This window comes from uncultured Desulfovibrio sp. (assembly GCF_944324525.1).
GTDB lineage: Bacteria > Desulfobacterota > Desulfovibrionia > Desulfovibrionales > Desulfovibrionaceae > Desulfovibrio.
Genome location: NZ_CALUWS010000001.1, coordinates 39,040 through 61,030, shown reverse-complemented (window position 1 = coordinate 61,030; position 21,991 = coordinate 39,040). Strand labels below are relative to the sequence as shown.

Annotated in this window: 18 protein-coding genes and 1 tRNA gene; 13 read left to right on the top strand and 6 right to left on the bottom strand. The window is 63.0% G+C overall.

Annotated elements, in window-relative coordinates:
* Window positions 1-126 precede the first annotated feature (126 nt).
* From hpt to Q0K12_RS00245, 4 genes are read right to left on the bottom strand one after another with little or no spacing between them, the layout of a single operon-like run.
* A complete protein-coding gene (hpt, locus tag Q0K12_RS00260; protein ID WP_297259348.1) occupies window positions 127-648 on the bottom strand; it encodes a hypoxanthine phosphoribosyltransferase in 522 nt (173 codons plus the stop codon).
* The gene (locus Q0K12_RS00255) at window positions 645-1,130 is read right to left on the bottom strand and encodes an N-acetyltransferase (RefSeq protein ID WP_297259347.1); all 486 of its coding nucleotides are present in this window, start codon (window positions 1,128-1,130) and stop codon (window positions 645-647) included. Before Q0K12_RS00255 ends, hpt begins: the two co-directional genes overlap by 4 nt.
* Before the next feature lie 2 nt (window positions 1,131-1,132).
* Complete coding sequence (locus Q0K12_RS00250) at window positions 1,133-1,591, bottom strand: TlpA disulfide reductase family protein (RefSeq protein WP_297259345.1); 459 nt, start codon at window positions 1,589-1,591, stop codon at window positions 1,133-1,135.
* A 6-nt stretch (window positions 1,592-1,597) separates the two neighbouring features.
* The gene (locus Q0K12_RS00245) at window positions 1,598-4,012 is read right to left on the bottom strand and encodes a homocysteine S-methyltransferase family protein (protein WP_297259344.1); all 2,415 of its coding nucleotides are present in this window, start codon (window positions 4,010-4,012) and stop codon (window positions 1,598-1,600) included.
* Window positions 4,013-4,179: 167 nt separating this feature from the next.
* Here Q0K12_RS00245 and Q0K12_RS00240 point away from each other — a divergent pair, with 167 nt between their 5' ends.
* The 13 genes from Q0K12_RS00240 (at window position 4,180) to pth (ending at window position 16,179) form a co-directional block, all read left to right on the top strand.
* A complete protein-coding gene (locus Q0K12_RS00240) occupies window positions 4,180-5,358 on the top strand; it encodes an RNA polymerase factor sigma-32 (RefSeq protein WP_297259342.1) in 1,179 nt (392 codons plus the stop codon).
* 21 nt (window positions 5,359-5,379) lie between these two features.
* The gene (locus Q0K12_RS00235) at window positions 5,380-7,119 is read left to right on the top strand and encodes a tetratricopeptide repeat protein (protein ID WP_297259340.1); all 1,740 of its coding nucleotides are present in this window, start codon (window positions 5,380-5,382) and stop codon (window positions 7,117-7,119) included.
* Window positions 7,116-7,934 carry a hypothetical protein gene (locus Q0K12_RS00230; protein WP_297259338.1) on the top strand — a complete coding sequence of 273 codons (819 nt, stop codon included), beginning with the start codon at window positions 7,116-7,118 and terminating at the stop codon, window positions 7,932-7,934. Before Q0K12_RS00235 ends, Q0K12_RS00230 begins: the two co-directional genes overlap by 4 nt.
* Before the next feature lie 10 nt (window positions 7,935-7,944).
* Complete coding sequence (gene rpiB / locus Q0K12_RS00225; protein WP_297259336.1) at window positions 7,945-8,385, top strand: ribose 5-phosphate isomerase B; 441 nt, start codon at window positions 7,945-7,947, stop codon at window positions 8,383-8,385.
* 5 nt (window positions 8,386-8,390) lie between these two features.
* Window positions 8,391-9,842 carry a cysteine--tRNA ligase gene (gene cysS, locus Q0K12_RS00220; RefSeq protein ID WP_297259334.1) on the top strand — a complete coding sequence of 484 codons (1,452 nt, stop codon included), beginning with the start codon at window positions 8,391-8,393 and terminating at the stop codon, window positions 9,840-9,842.
* A 41-nt stretch (window positions 9,843-9,883) separates the two neighbouring features.
* Window positions 9,884-11,293, top strand: a complete 1,410-nt coding sequence (locus tag Q0K12_RS00215; protein WP_297259333.1) for a M48 family metallopeptidase — start codon at window positions 9,884-9,886, stop codon at window positions 11,291-11,293.
* Entirely contained in the window at window positions 11,293-11,826 is a 534-nt protein-coding gene (gene hslV / locus Q0K12_RS00210; RefSeq protein WP_296303556.1) for an ATP-dependent protease subunit HslV, read from the top strand. The genes Q0K12_RS00215 and hslV overlap by 1 nt, the downstream gene beginning before the upstream one ends.
* A complete protein-coding gene (gene ispE, locus Q0K12_RS00205) occupies window positions 11,826-12,782 on the top strand; it encodes a 4-(cytidine 5'-diphospho)-2-C-methyl-D-erythritol kinase (RefSeq protein ID WP_297259331.1) in 957 nt (318 codons plus the stop codon). Before hslV ends, ispE begins: the two co-directional genes overlap by 1 nt.
* Before the next feature lie 7 nt (window positions 12,783-12,789).
* Window positions 12,790-12,864, top strand: a tRNA-Gln gene (locus tag Q0K12_RS00200).
* A 32-nt stretch (window positions 12,865-12,896) separates the two neighbouring features.
* Complete coding sequence (locus Q0K12_RS00195; RefSeq protein ID WP_297228051.1) at window positions 12,897-13,847, top strand: ribose-phosphate pyrophosphokinase; 951 nt, start codon at window positions 12,897-12,899, stop codon at window positions 13,845-13,847.
* A gap of 83 nt (window positions 13,848-13,930) precedes the next feature.
* Window positions 13,931-14,533, top strand: coding sequence for a 50S ribosomal protein L25/general stress protein Ctc (locus Q0K12_RS00190; RefSeq protein ID WP_297259329.1), 603 nt, complete (start codon window positions 13,931-13,933; stop codon window positions 14,531-14,533).
* A gap of 60 nt (window positions 14,534-14,593) precedes the next feature.
* Entirely contained in the window at window positions 14,594-15,544 is a 951-nt protein-coding gene (locus tag Q0K12_RS00185; protein WP_297259327.1) for an alpha/beta fold hydrolase, read from the top strand.
* Window positions 15,545-15,546: 2 nt separating this feature from the next.
* Window positions 15,547-16,179, top strand: a complete 633-nt coding sequence (gene pth / locus Q0K12_RS00180; protein ID WP_297259325.1) for an aminoacyl-tRNA hydrolase — start codon at window positions 15,547-15,549, stop codon at window positions 16,177-16,179.
* Window positions 16,180-16,472: 293 nt separating this feature from the next.
* On the opposite strand, the gene Q0K12_RS00175 is transcribed toward pth, so the two are convergent.
* Together Q0K12_RS00175 and Q0K12_RS00170 are read right to left on the bottom strand one after the other, a co-directional pair.
* Window positions 16,473-18,257: a DUF262 domain-containing protein gene (locus Q0K12_RS00175; RefSeq protein WP_297229289.1), complete on the bottom strand. Its 1,785-nt coding sequence runs from the start codon at window positions 18,255-18,257 to the stop codon at window positions 16,473-16,475.
* Window positions 18,258-18,382: 125 nt separating this feature from the next.
* Window positions 18,383-21,958 carry a PEP/pyruvate-binding domain-containing protein gene (locus tag Q0K12_RS00170; protein ID WP_297259324.1) on the bottom strand — a complete coding sequence of 1,192 codons (3,576 nt, stop codon included), beginning with the start codon at window positions 21,956-21,958 and terminating at the stop codon, window positions 18,383-18,385.
* Between the last annotated feature and the right edge of the window lie 33 nt (window positions 21,959-21,991).

The window sequence follows — 21,991 nt, the reverse complement described above, 5'->3', positions numbered from 1 at the left end:
GGGGGCTTGTGGGAAAGATGAAGGGAACGCCTCTCCTCGCTTCGCTGCGAAAAGGCTGGGCCCTCCCGCGCTGGCGGAGGGGCTTCCCTTCCCCCCAAACAAGCAGCGAATAGTGTTTAACAGGCCTTAGACGGACAGCAATTCATAGATAGACGGCAGGGCGCGATAGCGCTCGGCATGATCAAGCCCGTAGCCCACGATGAAGCCGGAATCCAGCATAAAGCCGGAAAAGGCCACCGGGATGTCCACTTCCCGCCGTTCCGTCTTGTTGACCAGCGTGGCGATGCGCACGCTGCGCGCGCCCCTATCCGCCAGAAGATTCAGCAAAAACCGCAGGGAATGCCCGGAATCCACCACGTCTTCCACCACGAGCACATGCTTGCCGCGGACGTCGCATTCCAGATCCTTGGTCAGCCTGATTTGGCGGCTCGACTCCGTGCCCGCGCCATAGCTGGAAATGCGGATGAAATCCATCTCCAGATCTTCCCGGCTGATGGCCCGCGTGAGATCGCTGAAAAAGTGGACGGCGCCCTTGAGGACGCATACGGCCACCAGCGGCTCCCCCGTATAGGCAGCCGAGATCTCTTCCCCCAGCTCCGCAACGCGTGCGGCGATGTCTTCCGCGCTGAAAAGCAGCTTGGCCGTCATTGTCCGTCGCTCCCCAGATGCTTGAACACCGCTGTTTCGTCGCAGCAGTCGGGATATTTGGCGCAATGCACGCAGTCCGACCAGATCTTCTGCGGCAGCGACCCCTTGTCGATGATCTCATAGCCGAGCCGGGAGAAGAATTCCACCTGGTAAGTCAAGGAAAAGACGCGCCGGATGTGCAGCGCCTCGCAATCGGACATGCAGGCTTCCACCACCTTGCGCCCGAGCCCGTGACGGCGCAGATCCTCCCGCACCACGAGCGAGCAGATCTCACCCAGGTCTTCCCATACGGGGGCCAGCGCACAGCAGGCGGCAATGCCGCCATCCGGCGCGTCCACCACCCAGAAGTTGCGGACATGTCCGTACAGGAAAATGAGCGCGCGCGGCAGCAGCAGGCCCTTCTGCGCGCAGTCCAGCAAGAGGGCGTGGATATCCTTCATATCATCCATGTGCGCCTTGCGCACGGGCCAATCATACGCCATGACTAGTCTTCCAGCAGTTTGTCAAAAATTTCCACAAGATCCTTATGCTCCACAAGCCCGGAGCCCGCCAGCACCACGTTCCCCTTCTTGTTGATGAAAACGTTGAAGGGGATGCTGCTGATGCCGAAGGCACGCGCGACGCTGCTATCGGCCATGTAGGCGGGATAATTCACGCCCAGATTCTGCAGGAAGCCGGGAACGGCGTTCTTGTCCTCATCCACGGACAGGCCGATGATCACGACTCCCTTATCGGCATATTTCTCATGCACTTTTACCAGATCGGGGATCTCCTTCCGACAGGGCGGGCACCAGGTGGCAAAAAAGTTCAGCATGATGGCCTTGCCCTTGTTTGCCGCCACGACCTCGTCCAGACCCTTTACGTCAAGGGTCTTGAGGGAGGCCGCGGACGCCAGCGCCGGCAGCAGCAGGACAAGCAGGAGCGCAAGAGACAGTCTTTTCATTGTGCATTACACCTGACTGATGAATTTTTTCGCCGCACGCACGGAACTGACGGCGTCTTCGCAATAGGCGTCCGCCCCGATGGCGTCCGCAAAGGCCTGGGTCACCGCGGCCCCGCCCACCATGACCCTGATGGGCAACTGCCGCTCGCGGATCAGCTTGATGGTGTCCTCCATCCTGACCATGGTGGTGGTCATCAGTGCCGACAGCCCGATAATATGCGCCTTGTGCTCCAAAGCGCAAGCCACAATAGCCTCGGCCGGCACATCTTTTCCGGCATCGATGACGTCGAAGCCGTGATTGCCCAGCAGCAGGGCCACGATGTTCTTGCCGATATCGTGGATGTCCCCTTCCACCGTCGCCACCACGATGACGGGCCGCTCTTCGGGCCCGCGACTTTCTTCAAGCAAAGGTTTAAGTTCGGCGAAGGCCGTCTGCATGGTCTCGGCCGAACGGATGAGCTGCGGCAGGAAATACTCCCGCTTTTCGTAGCGGTTGCCCACTTCCGTAATGGCCGGGATGAGCACCTCGTTGACCAGGGCAAAGGGCTGGGCTCCCTTTTCAAGTTCCGCGCGAAGGAGCGGCAGCACGTTCTCCTTGTCGCCCTGCAGCACGGCCTCGCCCACCGTCGCCGCGCGCGCCGCCGCGGGCACGGTGGCCGCCGTATTGGGCGCGGCCGCCTTCCACTGGGCATAGCGGGGGATGAAGACGGCCGCGTGGGCATCGTGTCCGCGCAGCACATTAAGGGCATCAAAGGCTTCATGCAAGCGTGCGGCGGAAGGATTGGCGATGCAGGAGCTCAGCCCCGCCCCCGCTCCCATGCAGAGGAAGGAGGCATTGAGCAGGTCACGGGCAGGCAGGCCGAAGGAAAGGTTGGAAAGCCCCAGCGTGGTGGGCAGGCCCTGCTCCCGGCACCAGCGGATCATGTCCAGACAGGCCAACGCCCCTTCCGGCTTGGACGAGACGGCCAGCGCCAGGATGTCCACCAGCATGAGGCGCCGGGGGATGCGCAGGGCTTCCGCCTCGCGCAGCAGCTTCTCCAGGATGGCGATGCGCTCGGCGGCGCTGACGGGCAGCTCCGCGCCCTTGAGCGGGAGCAGGATGAAGGGCGCGCCGAAATCCCGGCACAACGGGCCGAGCTTTTCCATGCGTCCGCTCTCCCCGCTTACGGAGTTGACCAGACAGGAGCCCGGGCAATAGGGCAGCGCGGCGGCGATGGCGTCGGCATTGGAGGAATCGAGCGAAAGCGGCGTCGAAACGCGCTCCACAAGGCAGCGGGTCAGCTCCGGCAGGAGCTTGCCTTCGTCCACGAGGGAGGCCCCCACGTTGACGTCCAGCACCTGCGCCCCGGCCGCGATCTGCTCGTCGGCGAAACGGAAGGCTTCATCAAAGCGGCCTTCCTGCAACTGGGCGGTGAGTTCCTTCTTGCCTGTGGGATTGATGCGCTCGCCGATGATGACGAAGGGGGCCTCGGGCGCAAAGCGCACGAGCTGCGAGCGGCTGGTCAGACACATGCCCGGCGCGGCGGCTGGGGAGGACGACGTGAGCTCCACCCTGTCGAGCGCTTGCCGCAGGGCGGCCAGATGCCGCGGCGTGGTGCCGCAGCAGCCGCCGAGGACCCGCGCCCCCTGCGCGGCGAAGCGCGCCGTCTTTTCGGCGAATTCCTCCGGCCCCAGCGGGAAGACCGTCACGCCGTCGCGCAGTTCCGGCAGACCGGCATTGGGCTCGACCATGACCGGACAGGCGCAGACATCCAGCAGCTCGCGCACCACGGGCGCCATCTGATCCGGCCCAAGACTGCAGTTGGTCCCCACCACGTCCACGCCGAGGTTCTGCATGGTCTCGGCAAAGATGGTCGGGCTGGAGCCGGTGAGGCTCACCCCCTGCTCGAAAGTCATGGAGACCATGACCGGCAGGTCGCATACCTGACGCGCCGCCACCACGGCGGCACGGGCCTCGGCAAGGTCGAACTGCGTCTCCACCAGCAACAGGTCGCAGCCGCCGGCCACCAGACCGCGGATCTGCGCGGCAAAGGCGGCGATCAGGTCGGCAGGCTCCACATCGCCCAGCGGACGGGCAAAATGACCGGACGGCCCCACATTGCCGGCCACGAAGACCCGGCGCGAACCGCGGGACGCCGCGGCCCGGGCCGCCTCGACCATGCGGCGGCTGAAATCGAAGACGTCCAGACCGGCGGGCAGCTTGTAGGGGTTGCCGCCGAAGGTGCAGGCCGTGATGATGTCCGCCCCCACATCCACATAGGCGGCATGGATATCCTGCAGGATGTCCGGCCGCTGCATGCAGAATTCTTCCGGGCTGACGCCAAGCGGCAATCCTGCGGCCTGGAGCATGGTTCCCATGGCTCCATCAAGCATGAGCGGACGTTTTTCCGAGAGTCGGTCCAGGAACGGCGATGCTGACATGACGAATCCTTTGTGTGCTGCGTGCAAAAATTCATATCTTCCGGGGCATTTCCCCCGGACAGGTTTTTATTACTGAAAAACATTGAAAAGGACAAACCAAAACTATAGGATTGTCTCCCCGGGGAAAGTCTCCCCTTTCTGCAACGCCCCAACATCCAAGACATCTCATGGCAGACAAGGCCAAAAACGACGCCGGCCTCCTCGCGGAAAGCCGGCCTGAAGTGGAAATCCTCCCTCCCCCGGACGCCAAAACGCGCAAAACGCCCGCGGCCCCGACGCAGGCACGGGCCGAACATGATCAGGATGAAGACGGCAGGGACGACGACCTGACCGACGGACTCCTGGAGGCGGACGAGCCGGATCACGACGACCTCGACGCCGATGCGCTGGATGTGGACGCCTACGAGGGGGATCCGCTCTTCCTGACCGAAGCCCCGCACGACGACGCCCTGCCCGCGCCGTCCGAGTCGCGCCTGCCCGTGCAGGCGGCCAACAAGGACAGCCTGCACCTCTATCTGCGGGAGATCAGCCGCTTTCCCCTGCTCAAGCCCGACGAGGAGCACGAGCTTGCCCTGCGCGTGCGGGATCACAACGACCCTGACGCCGCCTTCCGGCTGGTCTCCTCCCATCTGCGGCTCGTGGTGCGCATCGCCATGGATTTCCAGCGCCGCTGGATGCAGAACGTGCTCGACCTCGTGCAGGAGGGCAACGTGGGCCTCATGCGCGCGGTCAACAAGTTCGACCCGGACAAGGGCATCAAATTTTCCTATTATGCCTCCTTCTGGATCAAGGCCTATATCCTCAAGTTCATCATGGACAACTGGCGCATGGTGAAGATCGGCACCACCCAGGTGCAGCGCAAGCTGTTCTACAACCTGAACCGGGAACGGCAGAAGCTCATCGCCCAGGGCTTCGACCCCGACGCGGCCATGCTGTCCGAGCGCCTCGGCGTCAGCGAGGAACAGATCAACGAGATGGACCAGCGCCTCGCCGCCGGCGATCTGTCGCTGAACGCCCAGGTGGGGGACGAGCCCGGCGGGGCCACCCGCATGGACTTTCTGCCGGCGCTCGGCCCCGGCATCGAAGACGATCTGGCCAGCGGCGAGATGGCCGGCATCCTGCGGGACAAGATCAAAACGCTCCTGCCGAAACTCAACGACAAGGAGCTGTACATCCTGCAGAACCGCCTTCTCACCGACGATCCCGTCACCTTGCGTGAGATCGGCGAACGGTATAACGTGACGCGCGAGCGCGTTCGCCAGCTGGAGGCGCGCCTGCTGGAAAAAATCCGTCGGCACATTGCGGGCGACGTCAAGGACTTTTCAGACGAATGGATCCAATCCTAGATGAAACGCGGTAACTCTCCGATGAAATGCGGCAAATCCCTCCTGCTGTGTGCCGCGCTGGTGGGCGGCATGGTGCCTTTTGCCCTGCTTGGCTGCGGCGGCTGCGCCAATCAGAACAACGCGGCCTCTTCCGGACACACCGTCGTCGGCATGGAGACCCGTCCGCCGGCCACGAGCCTTTCGCCCGAGGCGCAGGATACCTATGCCTATCTTGTCCTCATGCAGCTTATGGGCAACGGCGAGGGGGAACTGCGCGAAGAGGATCTCCGGGAGGCCATCGGCCTGCTCAAGAGCAGCCATGTGCCGTCCAGCGCCTGGCTGGACGGGGCCGTCTGGCTGCTCGGCCGCCGGTCCGATCTGGTCGTTCCCTTTCTGGAAGACGCGCTGGCCGCTCACCCCGACGACCTCTCGCTGACCATGCTCTATGCCGAAACGCTGGCCGACCGCAAAATGACGCGGAAGGCCATCGGCATCATGCAGAACTACATCGCCCGCCACCCCGCGGAAGCCGACGCGCAGGTGGAGCTGGCCCTGCTGCTGGTCAAGGACGGCCGCTTCGACGAGGCGGACGCCCTGCTCAATTCCCTGCCGGAAAAGGCCCGCACGCCGCTGGTGGACTACAGCCATGCCCGCGCCCTTGCCGGCATGGGCCGCAAGGACGAGGCCATCGCCAAGCTGAAACGCGCCCTCAAGGAGATGCCCGAATTCGTGGAAGCGCTGGCCGAGCTGGCCTTTCTGCATGAGCAGCGCGGCGAGTGGAAGGAAGCCCGCGCCGTCTACGAACGCCTTGCCGAGCTGAACTTCTCCCCCGAGGACGTGACGCTGCGGCTCATCAACATCTCGCTCCAGCTCAATCAGCCTGACAGGGCCCTCAAGTACATGCAGAACGGCCCGGACACCCTGGCCTTCAGGCTCACCGTGGCGCGCATGTTCATGGATTCCCGTCACTATCTGCAGGCCGAGAGCCTGCTGCGGCAGGCGGCGGACGACCCCGCGGCTCCGCCGGAAGTCTTCCTCCTGCTGGCCGATCTGGCCTATCAGCAGCGCCGGGACGTCTCCCAGGCGCTGGGCTGGCTCAATCGCGTCCCGGCGGAAGGGAGCGCCGCTCCCCGCGGCGCGCTCCTGCGGGTGCAGATCATCGCGGAATCCGGCAAGAACGAAGACGCGCTGCGCCTCGTGCAGGAGGGACGCCGCCACTACGCGGACATGCCCGAATTCTATTCGCTCGAGGCCCGTATCCTCGTCCGGCTGGAACGCAAGCCGGAAGCGCTGGCCATCATCCGCGAAGGCCTGAAGACCTGGCCCGCCGACGAGGATCTGTCCTTCCTGCTGGGCAGCCTGCTGGACGACATGGGCGACAGGGACGGCGCTCTCGCGGCCATGGAGACCCTGCTGGCCAACCATCCCCGCAATGCGCAGGCGCTCAATTACGTCGGCTATTCCCTGGCCGAACGCGGCCGCGATCTGGATCGCGCCGTCAGCCTGTTGCGTCAGGCCGACAGCCTGTCCCCCAATCAGTCCTACATCATCGACTCTCTGGCCTGGGCCCTCTACAAGGCCGGCCAGCTCCCCGAAGCGCTGGAGCAGATCCGGCGCGCCGTGCGCACGGGCGAAGTCATCGACCCCGCCATCTGGGAGCATTACGGCGACATCGCCGCGGCCATGAACCTGCGGGACGAAGCCCGCGCCGCCTATCAGAAGGCCCTTGAATACAAACCCGCCAATGCCGACATGCTGCGGCAACGCCTGTCAACGTTATGAAACGCATCACCTCTCTTCTTGCCGTCCTCTGTCTGACGGCGCTCCTGGCAGCCTGCGCCGGCAAAGGGGCCGGGCAGCTCCCGCCCCCGGAAAGCCCCGCCGCGGCCGAACGCAGCGAACAGCTCTGGCAGGCTCTGGTCCGGCAGAGCGCCCGGCATGACGCCGCCCCCTACCGCCTGGGCCTGAGCCTGCGCTTCGGCTCCCAGGGCGACACCCGCCGGGTCACCGCCCTTTTCTGGGGCAACGACGACAGCCATCTGCGGCTTGACGTCATGGCGGGCGTGGGCGCCGTCATCGCCAATATCGTCGAGGCGGACGCGCGCTTCCTCATTTACAGCCCCCGCGAAAACGTCGCCTATTTCCATGAGGGCAGCACCAAGCCGCTGCTCAAGGTCGGCGTGCCCGTCCCGCTGGCCCTGGCCGATCTTTCCGCCCTGCTCAACGGACGCTTCCTGCGGGCCTTCGGGGAGGGACACACGCCCGTGGCCGCCTCGTCGCCCGATACGGCCGCCTTCGCGCTGGGAAAGCGCCTCGGCGGCGTGCTGACGCTGGATGCGCAGGGACTCCCCGTGCGCTGGACGGAAAACGGCGACAAGGGCTGGCGCATGGAGCTGCTCTATGACGAGCAGGGCCTGCCCCGCCGGCTCAACCTGACGCATGCCAACGGGCAGAAGGCCATCGTGCTCGTCAAGCAGCGCGACACGGTACAGCAGCCCTTTACCGAAGAACAGCTCGGCCTTGCCCTGCCGGAGGATACGCCCCTGCTGCCGCTCTCGCGGTACCGGGCCCCGGCAGACGGAAAGGTCGCCCCATAAAGGAGAACGAATGGAAACCATTCATCTTGCCTGTGACCATGCCGGTCTTGAACTGAAGGAAACACTGAAAACCGCACTGGAAGCCCGGGGCTTCCAGATCCGCGACCACGGCACGCACAGCCGGGAAAGCTGCGACTATCCGCAGTATGCCCATGCCCTCTGCGCCGCCGTGGAGGCGGAGAACGGACGCGGCATCCTCATCTGCGGCACAGGCATCGGCATGTCCATAGCCGCCAACCGGCATGCGGGCATCCGCGCGGCCCTCTGCACCACCGAGCTGCATGCCCGCTTCACCCGTCTGCACAACGACGCCAACGTGCTGTGTCTCGGCGCGCGGGTGACCGGCGTGGAGCTGGCCCTTGCCATCATGCATGTCTTTCTGGACACCGCCTTCGAGGGCGGCCGTCATCAGCGCCGCATCGATCTGCTCAACCCGCAGCCCGCAAGGTAAACGCCATGCAGCTCTACAATACCCTTACCCGCAAGAAGGAAACCTTCACCCCCCTGCGTCCCGGCAAGGTGCACATGTACGTCTGCGGCATCACCGCCTATGACTACTGCCATATCGGCCATGCCCGCTCGGCCATCGTCTTTGACCTGCTGGTGCGCCACATGCGCGCGCAGGGCCTGGAAGTGACCTTCGTCCGCAACTTCACGGACGTGGACGACAAGATCATCCGCCGCGCCAACGAGGAAGGCCGGGACTGGAAGGAAGTGGCCGAGACCTACGTCCGCGCCTTCCATGAAGATATGGACCGCCTCAATGTCCTGCGCGCCGACCACGAGCCGCGCGCCACGGACTACATCCCGCAGATGCAGGACATCTGCACGAGCCTCATCGAACAGGGCAAGGCCTACGCCACCCCTTCCGGGGACGTCTACTTTCGCGTACGGGCCTATCCGCCCTACGGCAAGCTCTCCGGCCGCAGTCTGGACGATCTGCAGGCCGGCGCGCGCGTGGCCCCCGGCGAGGAAAAGGAAGACCCGCTGGACTTCGCCCTCTGGAAAGCCGCCAAACCCGGCGAACCCTTCTGGGAAAGCCCCTGGGGCAAGGGGCGGCCCGGCTGGCACATCGAGTGCTCGGCCATGAGCAAGCCCTATCTGCCGCTGGATATCCACGGCGGCGGTCAGGACCTTGTCTTCCCCCACCATGAAAACGAGATCGCGCAGACGGAAGCCTCCTGCGGCTGCGAGCTGGCCCGCTTCTGGGTGCACAACGGCTTTGTGCAGATCAATGCCGAAAAGATGTCCAAGTCGCTGGGCAACTTCAAGACCATCCGCGACATCCTGGACGGCTACCTGCCGGAGACGCTGCGTTTCTTCCTGCTGGGCAAGCAGTACCGCAGCCCCATCGACTTCAGCCCCGAAGCCATGGACGAGGCCGAGCGCGCCCTGCAGCGCATCTACGAGTGCCTGCGCGAAGTTCATGCGGCACGTGAACGCTCCAGCTGGAAAAAGATCGCCCTGCCCGCCGACCTGCTCACGGAATGGCAGCAGCTCGGCCCGACCGTGACGGCCGCCCTGGACGACGACCTGAACAGCGCGCAGGCCTTCGGGCACATCTTCACCCAGATCCGTCTGGTCAACCGTCTGCTGGAAGACAAGAGCCTGCGCGCCGGCGAAGGGGCGCGGGATCTGTTCGAGGACTTCCTGACCCGCGTCCGCGACTGGAACGCCCGTCTCGGCCTGTTCGGGCAGGACCCGACGGCCTTCCTGACGGCCATGCGCGATCAGAAGGCCCGCCGCAGGAATCTGGATACGGCGCATGTGGAAGAGCTCATGAGCCGCCGGGCCGAGGCCCGCCGCAACAAGGACTTCGCCCTTTCCGACAGCCTGCGGGACGAGCTGGCCGCCCTTGGCGTGCTGGTGCGGGATACTCCGCAGGGGCAGCAGTGGGATCTCGCCTGAAGCGGCCTCCCCTCTTCATCCACTACTTGAAAGGAGGGTCCATGCGAACCGTCATCACCTGCTGCGCACAGGGACTTCGGATGGCCCTCCTTGTTCTGCTGGTCTGGCAGCTTGCCGTCGGACAGGCCCACGCCTTCTTTTTCGGAGGGGTCTCCCTCAAGGACGAAAAGAAGATGGGGCGGAAGTTCGACACCATGATCCGCTCCAACCTGCCGCTGGTGCAGGACCCGGAGGTCAGCCACTATGTGGAGGGCCTGGTGCGTCGTCTGGTCAAGGCCATCCCGCCCCAGCCCTTCACCTTCCGCTCCGGGGTCATCCTGCATCCGCAGCTCAACGCCTTTGCCGTGCCCGGCGGCTATGTCTACGTCTTCACGGGCCTGATCATGAACCTCAACAGCGAGGGAGAGCTCGCCGGCGTGCTCGCCCATGAGCTGGCCCACGTCACGCAGCGCCATGTGGCCACGCGTCTGGAACGGGCGCAGGTGGTCAGCATCGCCTCCCTGCTGCTGGCCGTGGCCGGCATCGCCGCCGGCGGTTCGGGCGGCGGGGCGCTGGCCGTGGGCGCGCTGGGGGCCGGGCAGTCGGCCATGCTCAATTACAGCCGTCTGGATGAAAACGAAGCCGACCACATCGGCCTGCAGTACCTCACGGCCGCCGGGTATGCTCCGGCGAGCATGGCGGGCGGCTTCAAGGTCCTGCGCCAGAAAAGCTGGATGAGCGGCGCCAGCGTGCCGGCCTATCTTTCCACGCATCCGGACATCGGCGACCGCATCAACGGCATCATGGCGCGGGTGACGGGCATGAAGGAGAGCATCCGCAACCGCCGTACGGACAACAGCCGCTTCCTTCGCGTGCAGACCCTGCTCTGGGGCCGCTACGGCGACGAACAGGCCGCCCTGCAACGTTTCCGCGGCAAGGACGCCCTCTCGCTCATGGGCCGGGGCATGGTGCATGCCCGCCGTAACGATGTGGTCCAGGCCGCCCGGCATTTTGACGCCGCCGTGGCCGCCGCTCCCGCTGATCCGCTCGTGCTGCGCGAGGCCGGGGCCTTCCATTACCGCAAAGGGGACATGAGCAAGGCCGAACCTCTGCTGACCCGCGCCATGCAGCTTGACCCGCGGGATTATATGGCCAGTTTCTTTTATGCCCGCCTGCTGGACGAGACCGGCAGGGCCGCCCAGGCGGACCGCTATTACAAGGATGTCCTGCGGCAGGTGCCCGAGGAGGCCGACGTGCATGAGGCCTATGCCCGTTCGCTGGGCCGCTCGGGCCGCACAGGCGCCGCCTATGTGCATATGGCCTACAGCGCCATTTACGCCAATCGCCGCAAGCAGGCCAAACGTTATGTGGAAGAGGCCCGGGCCAAGGCCCGCGGCGCTGCCGACGCCCCCCTGCTCAAGCGTCTGGAAGCCGTATACAAGGAACGCAAGGAAATGTGGGAAGACGACTGATGGAAACGCATGCCACCACCATACTGGCCGTCCGCAAGGACGGCATCGTGGCCATGGCCGGAGACGGCCAGGTGACCCTGGGCCAGAACATGATCATGAAGCACTCGGCGCGCAAGCTGCGCCGGCTGCATGACGGCAAGGTGCTGGCCGGCTTTGCCGGCGCTACGGCGGACGCCTTCACCCTCTTTGAACTCTTTGAAGCCAAGCTCAAGGAATTTCGCGGCAATCTCGTGCGCGCCGCCGTGGAGATGACCAAGGAATGGCGCAAGGACAAATACCTGCACAAGCTGGAGGCCATGCTGCTGCTGGCCGACAGCGAGCATATCCTCCTGCTGTCCGGCACGGGCGACGTCATCGAGCCGGATGACGACGTGGCGGCCATCGGCAGCGGCGGCCCCTACGCGCTCTCGGCCGCGCGCGCCCTGCTCCGGCACAGCGATCTGCCGGCACGGGACATCGTGCAGGAGGCCATGCGCATCGCCTCGGAGATCTGCGTGTACACCAACGATCACTTTACGGTGGAAAGCCTCTGATGTCCGTCCGCGATCCCCAGCCGCAGGCTGCCGGAAAGGAGGCCTCCCCCCTGCGCCTGACGGCAGGCTGCAAGGTCAATCTCGGTCTGCGCATCACCCGTATCCGCCCGGACGGCTATCATGAGCTGGATTCCCTGTTCCTGCCGCTGTCCGAGCCGAACGACCTGCTGGAGCTGACCGTCATGGACGAGGCCGAGCCCGGTATCGCCGTCTCCTGCGACGCCGGCATCCTCGATCCGGCCGACAATACGCTGACCAAGGCCTACGCGGCCTACGGCCAGGCCAGTCCCCTGCCGCTCCCCGCCCTGCGGGTACGGCTGCACAAGGGCATCCCCTCGGGAGCTGGCCTTGGCGGGGGCAGCAGCGACGCGGCCGCTCTGCTGCGCTGGCTCGACGCGGCCAGCCCCGCGCCCCTTGCGCCGGAGGTCCTTGCCCGCGTGGCGCTGCGCGTGGGCGCCGATGTCCCCTTTTTCCTGCAGGGCGGCCCCTGCCGCGTACGGGGCATCGGGGAGATCCTCGAACCGGCGTCCGTGGATCTGCCGGGGACCAGCCTGCTGCTCGTCTGCCCGGAAGAGCGCATCAGCACGCCGTGGGCCTATCGCGCCTACGATGCGCTCGCCAAAGTAAGGCAAGCGGACGACGAGGGCTTGACAAATGCCACGATGCAGGCTAAAGGAACAGCTCTCTCGACCATGCCGGACATAAGCATAGCGGCGACGGCCTGCTTTCGCCGCTGCCATGCTCTTGCCATGCGTAATGATTTGGAAGAAGCCGTTGCGCGGGAATATCCGGTCATCACCGCCGTCAGGCAGGCCCTGACGCGTTACGGGGCATGGGCTGTTGTCATGAGCGGCAGCGGCTCTGCGGTCGTCGGCCTCATTGCCTCCGAAGAGGCGGAGAAGGCCCGCGCCGCACTGACGGGAGACGGCTGGCGCACATATGTGCAGACGCTCTGATACTTGCTGGGATGTCGCCAAGTGGTAAGGCAACGGGTTTTGGCTCCGTCACACGAAGGTTCGAACCCTTCCATCCCAGCCACATAACCCCTACGGCGCAAAGGCACGCAGATGATGTTCAGCGATCTGAAGATTGTCACAGGCTCCTCCAACCCCGATCTGGCCAAGGCCATTTGCAACCATCTTGGCTGCCAGCTTACCCCTACCCTTGCCACGACCTTCAGTGATGGCGAACTGCGCATAGAGATCGGCGACAACGTGCGCGGCGACGACGTTTTTGTGGTGCAGCCCACCTGTCCGCCGAGCGTCAACCGCAACTTCATGCAACTCTGCCTCATGCTGGACGCCCTCAAGCGCGCCAGCGCCGGCCGCATCACCGCCGTCATCCCCTATTACGCCTACGCCCGGCAGGACCGCAAGGTCAGCCCGCGCGCGCCCATCAGCGCCAAGATGGTCGCCGACTTCATCAGCACGGCCGGCGCCGAGCGCGTGGTGACCATCGACCTGCATGCAGGCCAGATCCAGGGATTTTTCGACTGCCCGGTGGACAATCTGTTTGCCACCCCGGTCATGATGGATCCCCTGCGCAAATACAGCGAAAATGACGACATCGTCATCGTCTCGCCCGACGCGGGCGGCGTGGAGCGCGCCCGTTCTTACGCCAAGCGCCTTAATGCCCCGCTGGCCATCGTGGACAAGCGCCGCGACAAGCCCAATCAGGCGCAGGCCATGCACGTCATCGGCGAGGTGGAGGGCAAGGTGGCCATCGTGGTCGACGATATGATCGACACCGCCGGCACGCTGTGCGCCGGCGCGGAAGTGCTGCTCAAGTACGGCGCTTCCCGCATCATCGCCTGCGCCACTCACCCCGTGCTGTCCGGCCCCGCCATCGAGCGCATCAACAATACCGCCGCCCTGGACCGCGTCATCGTGACGGACACCATCCCGCTGGGCGACAAGCTGGCCGCCTGCCCCAAGCTGGAGGTCGTTTCCGTGGCGGCCCTTCTGGGCAAAACCATCCACAACATCCATACCGGTTCCTCGGTAAGCGTGTTGTTCGTCTAGTGAAATACGGGAGCCCTTGCCCCGTTTCATAAAAAATACGAGTGTTTCCCGCCTCGCAGCGGTAGACAGTGAAGGAGAAGACAATGAGCATTGAAAAGACGTTGAGCGTGCAGAAACGTGAAGACAGCGGCAAGGGCCCGGCGGGTCGTACGCGCGCCCAGGGCCTCGTCCCCGGCGTGTTCTATACGGCCGATGGCAAGAATATCGCTGTTCAGGTTCCTTCCCTGCCCGTGGAAAAGCTGTATGGCGAAATGGGCCGCACGTCCGTTTTCAATCTGGAGATCGACGACAACGGCACCAAGACCGTGTATCCCGCCCTCTTCTGGCAGGTGCAGATGCACCCCTACAAGAAGGAATTCACCCATATCGACTTCTACGGCGTGGATCTTGACAAGGAAGTCAAGGTGGACGTGCCCGTGGAATATGTGGGCGTGTCCCGCGGCGTGAAGCTGGGCGGCGTCATGGAGACCTACCGGGAAGTCGTGCGCCTCAGCGCCAAGCCCATGGACATGCCGGCCAAGATCACCATCGACGTCACGGATATGGACATCAACAGCAGCGTGACCATTGAGACCCTTCCCCTGCCCGCCAATGTTTCCGCCGTGTTCGATCAGAACTACGCGCTGGTGAGCATCATCGACAAGTCCAAGGTCAAGGGCGAAGCTGCCGAAGGTGAAGCCCAGTAAGCCTTTTTTCCTCTGTTCTTTCGGGCCGGTTCCCCACAAGGAGCCGGCCCTTTTTTCCGCATGCCCATAGCTTTCACCCCATCCCCCTTCTGCCCGGCCTTCCGGCGCGTGCCGCTTTCTTCCCACAAGGGCGGGGCGCTTCTGGACTACTGGCCGCGCGAGGGCGCAGCCACGGTGCTCTTTGTGCCCGGCACCATGCTCGGCCCGCTGCAGTACCGCGTCTTTTTGCACGCGCTTTACGAGCAAGGCCTTGCTGTGGCGGCCCTGCATCTTACGGGGCATGGCGCTACGCGTCACATACTCTCCTTTCGCCTGCCGCAGCTGCTGGACGACTTGCGGCAAGCGGTCGTCCATCTGCGGCAGCGGCACAGCGGCCCTCTCCTGCTGTGCGGACACAGTCAGGGCGGCATCATGACGCTGGCGCTGGCCTGCGGCGGCAGCCTGCCCGACGGGAACGGCCGTCACATCGCATTTGCCCCGCTTGACGGCGTGGCCGCCTTTTTTGCCGTTTCCGCCGTTTTTCCCCAGCACGACGACATCATGCGGCTCACGCTGTTCGCCCCCCTGCTCGCCCATCGCCACCGCATCCAGGAGAAACTGCTGCGCCTGGCCCGGCGATTTCCCGCGCTTCCCCTGCCGCTTTTCAGCTATCTTTCCCCGCGCCGCCTGCTTGCCGGACATGGTTCCATCGATCTGCCCCTTGCCGGACGCCGCCTCACCTATCCGCTGGGCTTGCTGGCGGACCTTCTGGCGCTCCGGCTCAACGAAATGACCGCCCGGCCGTTTTTCCTTCTGGGGGCGCGCAATGACGCCCTGTTCACTCCCGATATCCTGCAGGCCACGCTTGACCGGCTCGACGCGCCGCACAAGGCGCTCCACCTTCTTCCCACAGGCGGGCACATGCTGCTCATGCAGCGCGGGACGGCCCGCGAAGCGGCGGCTTTTCTAGCCCTGAACGCCTGTGCTCTGGATCTGCCGCTGCAATGCGGCTATGCAGCACCAAAGGACTGAGTATGGATTTTTCCGGTGTATTGGTCGGCCTGGGCAATCCGGGCCCGTCCTATGACGGCACGCGCCACAACTGCGGTTTTGCTCTGGTGGAGAATCTTCTGCGGGCCGTCTCCCGTGAGGGAGGCGATGTGCAGGAAGCCAGCGGCAGCAAGTTCTCCTGCCGCCTCTGGCGGCTGCGCTCGCCTCTGCTGGGCGGGGTCTGGCTGGCGGCCATGCCGCAAACGTACATGAATCTGAGCGGGCAATGCGTGCAGCCGCTGCTGGCCTGGCACAAGGTCTCGCCTGACCGCCTGCTCGTAGCCCATGACGAGCTGGATATCCCGCCGGGGGAACTGCGCTTCAAGCTGGGCGGCGGCAATGCGGGCCACAATGGCCTGAAGTCCATCACGCAGCAGCTGGGCACGCCGGATTTCTACCGTCTGCGCATCGGCATAGGCCGGCCGCCTGTCCGCGGCGACGTGAGCAACTGGGTGCTCGGCCGCCCGGCTTCCGATGATCAGACGCGCATAGACGACGCTCTCGACCGGGCGCTCAAGGTCGTCTTCGCCTTTGCCGACAAGGGACTGGATGCCGCCGTACGCGCCTGCAAGCCCCCCAAGGAAAAGAAGGAGAAGGCAGACAAGGCAGCACCATAACGGCACGATCGATTTGGCACCCCAAAATAGGCCACCCCTTTGCCGGGTGGCTTTTTCGTACCGCTCGAAAGATTTGGGAGGGAAGGGGGACCCAGCGATCTGCTGTCGATGTCCGTAAGGCTCCTGCCTCGCCTAACGGATACGCCCTCCGGGCCGCCCTTTGGGTCACCGTCAGTGCGGAAGGGCCCAGCCTTTTCGCAGCGAAGCGAGAAAAGGCATTCTCGTCATCCTTCCCCCCAAGCCTCCTATCTCTTCCCCAGCGTGCTTTTACCGAGAGGCTGGACGGTCAGCGCTCAACTCGACTCCGGGCAGGACACTTGCTGCAACTTCTCAAAGCCCTCACGCATGATGTGAGCCATCAGGATGCGTCTTTTTTCCAAGAAGTCAGCATATTGCATGGATTCCCATCCTTCCGGCAAGGCGTGCAGCCGTAAATCCTCCTGAATTTCCGGGCGATGCGTATGCTTGGCCATCTGTCTGGGGAAGTAGTCGGCAGGCGCATCGTCCGCAATGTCGACATTGCGATCCCATTCGACCAACGCATAATTGGCGATTTGGTTTCTATCGCGATCGCTGTCTATGCCGATGCGTTGCAGATACGCCTTTGGAAAAAGATGGTGGCGCTCTAAAGCATCTCTTCCGCCCCTCATTGTTCCATCCAACATATCCGCTATTTTCAGATCCGAAAACAGGACATGGGCATCCAGCAGAACCAATGCGGCGTAGTACGCATAGAGTGCCGGACTCCGTGCGGCAGCCGAGGCAAGTTCATTGGGCAATGTGATATTCCAGTAGTCATCGGTCAACGTATCGCGAATGACACGATTAAGATGGTCCAAAAAGGCCGATCCGTTTTGAATGCCTCGCAAGTTGGCAAGATCCTGCTCCATCCTGGACTCGGGAGAGCTTGAATAACGAGCAGTAAGTGAACTCATGAAGAACCAGCGAGCAGTCACCAGCCGGAGCGCGTCGCCAGAAAGTGCATAATCGTACTTTCCTATAAGAAAAAAAGTGTACGCATATATCAGTCCGACGCCGGACGTGATCATTTTTTCATTGCGAAATCCGGCGGTATACAGGCAGCGAAGGAAATCCTTCCAGTTCTGTAGCGCAAGGACTTTGCCTTGTGCTTCCTTGAGCAGCAAAAACTGCGCTTCTCGCCGTTCTGGCGTCATGTCGCCTGTTTCCAAATCTTTTCCCCGAAGGACCTGATAAGCATATTTCAGACGCGCACGCTTGAATGCCAGACCAATACTGACCCGCAACAAATCGCTGGGATCCGGCGCATAAAAATAGTTGTATGGACTCCCCTCGTCTGCACTTGGGATGCGCGAAGCTCTGCAAAAGTTTTCCAGCGCGGCCCTTCCCTCATCCCAAAAAACAGACATGAGCGTCAGGATAAAGTCTGACTGGTTCAGCTTTTGGCCTCCGCTATTTACCCGGACAAAAATGTCGGAAACCAGCTCCTCGTCAGCTTCCTTGTCGATCTCAAGCGCGGAAAAGCTGTACGATTTGATACCAAGCAGGCGTTCAATATTTTCCGCCATGACCTCTTCACGCTCAGGACTGATTTCCCCCTGACTCTTTTTCAAGCAATCCAAAAAGTTATTAATATGCTTACGACTGCTGCCAGACCGCACAAATAGCTCAGAGATATCGCTTATCCACTCCGGGCTGCGCTCTAAAGCAGGTGTGGATACTTCAAAAATGCCTTTTTCAGGATGAAATGCGATTTTTATGCGCCGCTCGGAAAAATTTTTGTCCAGAACAGGCCTTCCCTTCATCACTGCATACAATGAAGTGAGCCGTTGCTGTCCATCAATGATCAAAAGTGACGGATTATCCGTACCATGCCCCAGGCTACCGATCTGACGATTCCCCGAATTGAAAGGTGCAGCCCAGAAAAGCAGAAAACCAACGGGATACCCGCGAAACATTGAGTCAAACAGATCCCGCACCTGCGCATTGCTCCAGACAAAAGGTCGCTGGATATCAGGAAGGCCAAGGTTGCCGTGGTCGATATCGGACACCAACCATTCAACAGAGCAGGAAATAGGCTTGATCAACGGTGCAGGCATGGTCCCTCCAGCATACAGTAATTGGATGTTATTCCGAGAAGCCACCAAAATAGACAGAGGGAAGAGGAAAAACCGCTGTCGGATTTCCTCTTCCCTCTTGCAGATGTCTTACTCAGAACAGCCGACTAGAAGTCCATCTTGCGGCATTCTTCCAGAGCGGCCGCCTGTTCTTCAAAGGAGGCAAAGCCCGCCTGATGCAAGGCATCTTCCACGGTGCTGCTCCAATCCCACGTCGCGTAGATGACGGGCTTGTGGAACATGGAGCGGAAGCTTTCCAGCTCGGTGCGGTAGAAGTCTTCCTTGGGGGTATCCAGATGCTCGCGCAGCTGCTCGTGCCGGCGCTGCAGTTCGCCTTCGTACCACTCCTGGATATCCTGCGGCAGGGTGTACTTCTTGAGGATATGCCCGTAACCGGCCTCTTCCATCAGCGCGGCAAGGTGCTTGTGATGCTGCTGGCCGAGCCATTCGCCCAGACGGGAAGTGGGGATGTTCTCCGCTTCCACCGCGGCGATGTCCTTCACGGTCTGGAAGTAGGTATCCGGCACCACCGAAGCGGAAACGATGCCCGCGATGGCCACCAGACCGCGCAGGATGACGCTGTTGGAGACGCCCTGCCCGCAGAAGCCCACCTTCTTGCGATACTTCTGCCCGGCGAAGATGCTCACCAGGATGGCCCAGACCACCGCCGGATCCTCTTCGTCGTAGATATGGGACAGACGGGAGTTGTCGCGATCCGTCGCCAGCACCATCTGCGTCATGTCGTTGGAACCGATGGAGAAGCCGTCGAACTCGCTGATGAACTGCTTGGCCAGGATGGCGTTGGACGGAATCTCGGACATGAGGATGATCTTCAGGCCGTCCTCGCCGCTCTTGAGCTTGTGCACCTGCTCCAGATAGCTGCGCATGGAGCGGGCTTCTTCCAGCGTGCGCACGAAGGGCAGCATCATCTGCAGGTTGCTGCCGCCGTAGACGCCGCGGGCCAGCTTGAAGGCTTCGATCTCCCAGTCATGGATATTGCGGGAAACGCCGCGATAGCCCAGCATGGGGTTATCTTCATGATGCTCGAAGAGGCTGCCGCCGATGAGGTTGCGGTATTCGTTGCTCTTGAAGTCCGTGGTACGGTAGACGATGGTCTTGCCGTAGAAGGCCATGGCAAAGAGGGCCAGGCTCTGGGCCAGCGTCTGCACATAGTGCTCCTTGCCGGTGCGGTAGCCGCGGGCCTTGATGAGAGCGCGGATCTTGTTGGGCAGATTGCGCACGTCATCCATTTCCTTCTTGAGACCGGCGCGCAGGCTCACTTCCTCACGCAGACGCCCGATGTTCTCCAGCAGGGACTTGACGGCGGGCAGATCCTTCACGCGTTCCACACGGTCGGCCACGCTGGCCTCGATCTCGGCCATGCGCTTGGCCTCTTCGGGATCGGCGGGATTGAGCAGGGCCAGCTCGTCGTCATAGCCCATGATGATGCGCACATGGTCGGCCAGATCGTCGGAGGTCTTCAGCACTTCCAGACGGCGGGAGGCGATTTCAAGATGCTGGTCGATCTTGTGATCCAGTTCGCGCATCTTGCGGTGCAGCAGCAGGACCTCCTCGGCATTGGCGCTGGTATCCGTCGCCGCAAGGGCCGCGGCTTCAGCGGAAAGACCGGTGATCTCGCCCACATATTCGCGCAGGTTGAAATTGAAGACGATGAGACCGGCGGCCATCTGCTCGCGCAGCACCTTGGAGAGGTTGCCCGCCAGCTCGCGCAGTTTGGCCTGCACGATGCTTTCCAGCTCGCCGTTGTCAAAGGCTTCCAGCGCGCGCGGATGGATACTGATGTTGCCCAGCATGAATTCGGCACGCAGCAGGCCCACTTCAAATTTGGGGAAATTGCGCAGACGGGAGAGGAAGAGCGCCTGCCCCACGTCGGCCAGCACCAGCCCCACCTTGGTACGGGTGACGGGCAGCTGGGCCACGTCCATCTCGCCGCCCACTTCCTTGAGCGGCAGCAGGCCACGGTACACGCGGCCGCGCGTGCCGTCCACGGTCACTTCCGCACCGTCCAGGGCCCGCAGCACGTCCAGACGCTGGATGCCGATGACGGCGGCAATGCCCAGTTCACGCGAGGTGATGGCCGCGTGGCTCGTATCGCCGCCCACGTCGGCCATGATGGCCGAGGCCACGCGCATGCCCGGCACCATATCGGGGTCGGTACGTTCGGCCGCCAGAACATCGCCCTTTTCCACCTTGTTCAGCTCCAGGGCCGAGCGCAGGAAGCGCACCGTGCCCTGTCCCGCGCCGCGGGACGCGCCGTTGCCTTCCACCAGCACTTCGGCGGCAGCAGCAGCCTTGGGATCGACCTCCCGGCGGCGCATGAAGATGGTGGTGGGATGGTTTTCCAGCTCTTCGTTCCAGCGGGTCTCAGGACGCGCCTGCACGAACCAAAGCTTGTCGTTGGCGTCGATGCAGAACTCGGTGTCCATGATCATGCCGCCGTAAGCCTTGCTCACGGCGCGCACGCCCTTGGCCACCCGCTCGGCCTGGCTGAGCGACAGGGCCCAGCGCAGGGCTTCCAGTTCCGGCACTTCCACTTCCCGGGTGCCGCCCTTTTCGTCATAGACGATCTTCATGTCCTTGCAGCCCATCTGACGGATGACCACGTCGCTGCCGTCATCGCGCTGGAAGACATAAAGCTTGTCGGGCGTCACCTTGCCGCCCACCACGGCCTCACCGAGACCGTAGCTCGTATCGATGCTGACCAGATCCTTGCGGTCCGTACCGCGGCAGCCGGTGGCCGTATCAGCGGAGAAGGCCGTGCCCGACACCACGGGATTGATCATCTGCATCATGCAGACGGACAGGGACGTATTTTCGATGGCCCATTCTTTCTTGGCCGTTTCGGCAATGGATTCATCCCCGGTCTCTTCGGCGCGGGCGATGGCATCCAGGATGGCCTCGCGGCGGTAGGTCATGGAACGCAGATTGTAGGCCGAGGCGCAGTCCCAGTGGTAGGCTTCCACCACCTTGTCCCCGCCGACCATGTTGAGATAGGTGTCCTGCAGGCCGGCAAAGGCCTTTTTGCGGGAGTCTTCGCCCGCGGCGGAGGAACGCACGGCCACCGGCGTCATGTCGTCGCCGTTATCCGCGCAAATGGCCTGATAGGCGCCGCGCACGGCGGTATTCACATCCGCGGGCAGATCCACGGACAAAATGGCGGCCTGCACCATGACCGAGCGCTTGCGCAGCTGGTCGATGCCTTCCGGAGAAGTGGCGAAGCCGTCCACCACATTATTGATGAAGGTGCGCAGCTTGGTGTGCCCCTGCTCGGCCTCGGCCGTGGCGGCATCATGGATCTGGCGGCCAAGCTGGCGCACGAATTTCTGGAGAAAATCAGGATCCTGATTGATTTCGGGATCGTTCCAATCGATACGACCGTATTCCTTGTCGACTACGCTGCGGACAACGCGACCGCTCACCTTGGTTTCATCAAGCAGATGATGGAAGGCCTTTGAGGAAATGGCCCGGAAATACGGAGCCTGGATGCCTTCGATCTGGCTGATGAGCGCCGTATTGTAGTTTTTGCCGCCCACAAGCAGCTCGGCTTCCTCACCCAGCGCGACGATGTCCGCGCCGGTGAGAACGAGCTTCTGGCGAATGGCGTCAAGGCTTTCCTTATCGTTTTTGCCGCCTGATTTGGTGACAGGGGTCTTGTTGGGCATGACGTCCTCCGAAGTAATAGGGATGGATGACCG